The sequence below is a fragment of the Mycobacterium sp. genome, assembly GCF_052144515.1.
Classification (GTDB): domain Bacteria; phylum Actinomycetota; class Actinomycetes; order Mycobacteriales; family Mycobacteriaceae; genus Mycobacterium.
Genome location: NZ_JBKQQD010000577.1, coordinates 1 through 3,678, shown reverse-complemented (window position 1 = coordinate 3,678; position 3,678 = coordinate 1). Strand labels below are relative to the sequence as shown.

Below are 3,678 nucleotides of genomic sequence, written 5' to 3'. Positions count from 1 at the left end.
CTTGAGCAGGAGAAACTCTGCCTGCTGGTGATGATCGGGGTTCGCGCGGATGGCCGCAAAGAGCTGGTCGCGTTGACCGACGGCTATCGGGAATCGACCGAGTCGTGGGCTGATCTGCTGCGCGGTTGCCGCCGCCGCGGGATGACCGCACCGGTACTCGCGGTCGGCGACGGCGCGCTGGGGTTCTGGAAAGCCCTGCGCGAGATGTTCTCCGATACCCGTGAGCAACGTTGCTGGTGGCACAGGCAGGCCAATGTGCTTGCCGCGCTGCCGAAGTCGACATATCCGGGCGCGTTGGCCGCCCTCCGGGAAATCTACAACGCCGAGGACATCGACAAGGCCCAGCTGGCGATCAAAGCGTTCGAGATCGACTACGGCGCCAAGTATCCGAAAGCGGTCGCCAAGGTCGTCGACGACGCCGATGTACTCCTGGAGTTCTACAAGTATCCCGCCGAGCACTGGGTGCATTTGAGAACTACCAATCCGAGTCGACCTTTGCCACCGTGAGGTTGCGCACCAAGGTCACCAAGGGGCCGGGTTCACGCGCCTCGGGAATTGCCATGGCCTACAAGCTCATCGACGCCGCACAGGCCCGCTGGCGGGCGGTCAACGCACCGCACCTGGTCGCCCTCGTCCGTGCCGGCGCGACATTCCACAAAGGAAAGCTACTCGAACGACCCATCGACATCACACCAGACACATCAAACGCCGAGCCGTCAAACGCTGGATCGGAGGTCGCCTGAAATCGCTGATCCGCAGGTACCCACCCGTGGACAATATCTCGGGACCTGTGGATTATCTCTGGACCTGTGGATACAGTGTCGACGATCGCATCAATGCGCGTCACACTGCCTCAACCGCAAGGATTCGAGATGCCAACACCTCGACAACTATTTCCGAATCGCATCGTCGAGGACCGGCTGCAGGCGGAAACCGACGGCATTTGGTTTGCCAACAGTTCTCCGGCGGGCATTACACCCAAACGCTGGAACTTCGGCTGCGTGGGGGGTAGCCGCAGCGGCCCGGTGACGCAGTATTTCACGTCGGTCGCGCCGGGAGCGATGCTGACCAGGGTGACCGTCTGTCCCATCTTCTGGGGTTCGGCCTGGACTGCGACCACTCCGCCGCAGGGTACACCGTGGCTCGTGGCGCCCAGGCCGGATCAAGTGATGGCGGCGCTCGTCAACATTGTGGGTTCGCCGTACCTGAGCTTCTTGAGCCAGTACGTGTCGCACACTGTGGACAGTGACGCATCGTTCTGGCAGGAAAATCCAAGCGAGCAGTTTGGCGTATCGCTCTTAAGCCCAGTAATCGTGAACTACGACCATTCAGCAATTGAAGCTGTCAGCCAGGAATCCTCTGATACCGACAACAACGGCCACACCCGTTTCCTTCCCGGAGACCCGCCAACCCCGGCGACGAAGACCGACCTGTGGCTCCTCGTCCGCATCGTAATTGCTGAACTGTTGCAGGGCAAGAAGATTCGCAATCCGGTCGACCTAACGGAGCAGGTGTTCTACGTCGTGTTCACTCCGCCGGGCGTGACCAACGACGGCGGCACCGGCGGCTATCACCAGTGGAACTCGCTGACATTGGGAAGCTCGCAGTTCGCGAACCAACGGCCCACCGTAGACGTGCCGTGGGCGGTGGTCGGCGCCATCCGTTATCCGGTCCCCTTCCCTAAGGCGAACGCACCGACAACGATGGATGACTACACGGAGGTGTTTTCGCACGAATTGGCCGAGGCGGTCAGCGACCCACGCGGTGATGGCGTCCGGCTGCTGCCGAATGTCCTAGCATTTCTGAAGGCGTCGTATCCCTTGCTTTCGGGCCAGCAGAATGAGGTTGGCGACGTCGCCCAGTACTTAGATCCCAATCCATTTCGACGGATTGGAACCGGGGAGTCGTTGTCCGCGTACTGGTCCGATTGGCACGGCGCGGGAATCGTACCGGAGCGCTACCCCTACCCGAACGAGTTTTCGGCGGGTCGCCCATGTCCCCCTGTCTCTAGCGTTCGGCAATACGCCACCGAGATCGCGCAGTATCTCGATACCCATGGAGGTGACCCGGCGCTGCTGTTGAACGGACTTCGGCGCCATGACGCCGCGGCAGCGCGAGCGGCAGGACTTCGAATCTCCGATCGAGCGGCGTGGGAAGCGGTGGCACAGGCCGCCCAGCAGATCGCCGAATCCAGGGGAGCAAGCGGAATCGGACGAAGTTAGCCCCCTGGGTACCGTGGGTACGCCGATCCACAAGTCTTGACTATTCCTCCCGAGGTCGCCTAAAAGGCGTATCCCCGGTAGAGATCGGGCTCCGGCGCGACCGGCGACCCTTGTTGCTGACGTCTGCAAAATCCGCGGCTCGAAGAAGCGATTTACCGCATTCGACAGCGATTTGGTTCTCAGCCCAGAAGCAGACGTGCGGCATGTTCGATGACTTTCCCCCGAGTCTGGCCCGGGTGATCGGTCACGACGAGCTGATTGGCGATGACGAGCGAGAACAGCAGCAGGGCCACGGCTTCGACGTCGCCAGGTGCGACGTTCATTGACCGCAGCAGGCCCCGCACATAGTCCATCCTGGCGTTGTCTACCTTCTGCAGGCGAGCTGAAACAGAGGGTTCTCTACGCGCCCAGCTGCGGACGGCGAGGTCGAGCGGCATGAGTTCGTCGGTGAACGTGAGCATGCCCGCACGGCGAATCTTATGTTCGGCGTCACCTCCCTCGGTCTCGACTTGCTCGCGCACATCATCGACGCAGCGGCGCTCCCAGGTGTCCAGCATCGCCTCGAGGAACTCATCGCGAGAGCGGAATTGTCGATAGAAGCCGCCGCGGGTAACGTCGAGCAGGGCGGCAAGCGTTTCGATCCGAACGGCATCGGGGCCCGATCGCCCCAATAGGGCAAGGCCCGCGTCGATCCACGCTTGGCGAGGGGTACGCACGGGTGGCGCCATCACTTCTCCCGGGTTCGTCACGCACGAAGAAACCACTTGAGTAGAACACTTCCAATAGATACAGTACTGATACGTATCTATGGGAAGGCTCCCGCATGCCTCCAAGCAGCACCACCGTGCGGCAACTGGGCATCAACAACGACGTCCTCTCGGCCACCACACTGTCCAATGTCCTGTACGTCGACGCACACGTACTCGAAACCCCTCACGCCACCGAGCGCACACCCGGGCAGTGGGCTCGCGCGATCATGGAGGACATCAGCGAGTCCATGCGTGAGCAGTTGACTGCGGCGTGGGCCGCGATCAAACTCGATCTGGCACCCGGCGCAAAGGGCACGATCGCGGGTTGGCGCATCACTTCCTCGACACCCGAGCGCGTTCTACTGCAAGCGAACTCAGCGCTGGGTTTCCATGGCGAGCTAGCGATCACCGTGACCGACAGCACGGTCCGACTGGCCACGTTCGTCACTGCGAGCGATGCGCAAGCCCGCGATGCCTGGTTCCGCGTGGTACCGGCACACCTTGCGTTCGTCCAAACGCTTTTCGAGCACGCCAAAGACGGCCTCGCTGGGGAGGCCAGTCTCTCCTGATCCCAGCCGCGCGAGTAGACGATGTCGGGTAGGACCGCCGCATTGCTGCGGCGGTCCCCCCTCAGAACCGTACGTGCCAGTCGTCCCGGCATACGGCTCAAGCAAGCCCCGGGGACGTTGCGGGAGCTGCGGAATCCG

3 protein-coding genes and 1 pseudogene are annotated in these 3,678 nt (G+C 62.2%); 3 read left to right on the top strand and 1 reads right to left on the bottom strand.

Features of this window, described 5'->3' with window-relative positions; translation table 11 throughout:
• A pseudogene (locus ACLP9N_RS39855) lies at window positions 1-743 on the top strand (IS256 family transposase); the annotation flags it as partial.
• 426 nt (window positions 744-1,169) lie between these two features.
• Window positions 1,170-2,222 carry a hypothetical protein gene (locus tag ACLP9N_RS39850; protein ID WP_442412545.1) on the top strand — a complete coding sequence of 351 codons (1,053 nt, stop codon included), beginning with the start codon at window positions 1,170-1,172 and terminating at the stop codon, window positions 2,220-2,222.
• Window positions 2,223-2,401: 179 nt separating this feature from the next.
• On the opposite strand, the gene ACLP9N_RS39845 is transcribed toward ACLP9N_RS39850, so the two are convergent.
• Window positions 2,402-2,950, bottom strand: a complete 549-nt coding sequence (locus tag ACLP9N_RS39845) for a TetR/AcrR family transcriptional regulator (RefSeq protein ID WP_442412544.1) — start codon at window positions 2,948-2,950, stop codon at window positions 2,402-2,404.
• 95 nt (window positions 2,951-3,045) lie between these two features.
• Between ACLP9N_RS39845 and ACLP9N_RS39840 the strand changes: the two genes are divergently transcribed.
• Window positions 3,046-3,540 (top strand): hypothetical protein, encoded by a 495-nt coding sequence (locus ACLP9N_RS39840; protein WP_442412543.1) that lies wholly within the window; start codon window positions 3,046-3,048, stop codon window positions 3,538-3,540.
• Window positions 3,541-3,678 lie beyond the last annotated feature (138 nt).

Coding starts and splice junctions, on each gene's coding strand:
- ACLP9N_RS39850 (WP_442412545.1), top strand. CDS start 1,170: ATGGCGGCGCTCGTCAACATTGTGGGTTCGCCGTACCTGAGCTTCTTG.
- ACLP9N_RS39845 (WP_442412544.1), bottom strand. CDS start 2,950: ATGGCGCCACCCGTGCGTACCCCTCGCCAAGCGTGGATCGACGCGGGC.
- ACLP9N_RS39840 (WP_442412543.1), top strand. CDS start 3,046: ATGCCTCCAAGCAGCACCACCGTGCGGCAACTGGGCATCAACAACGAC.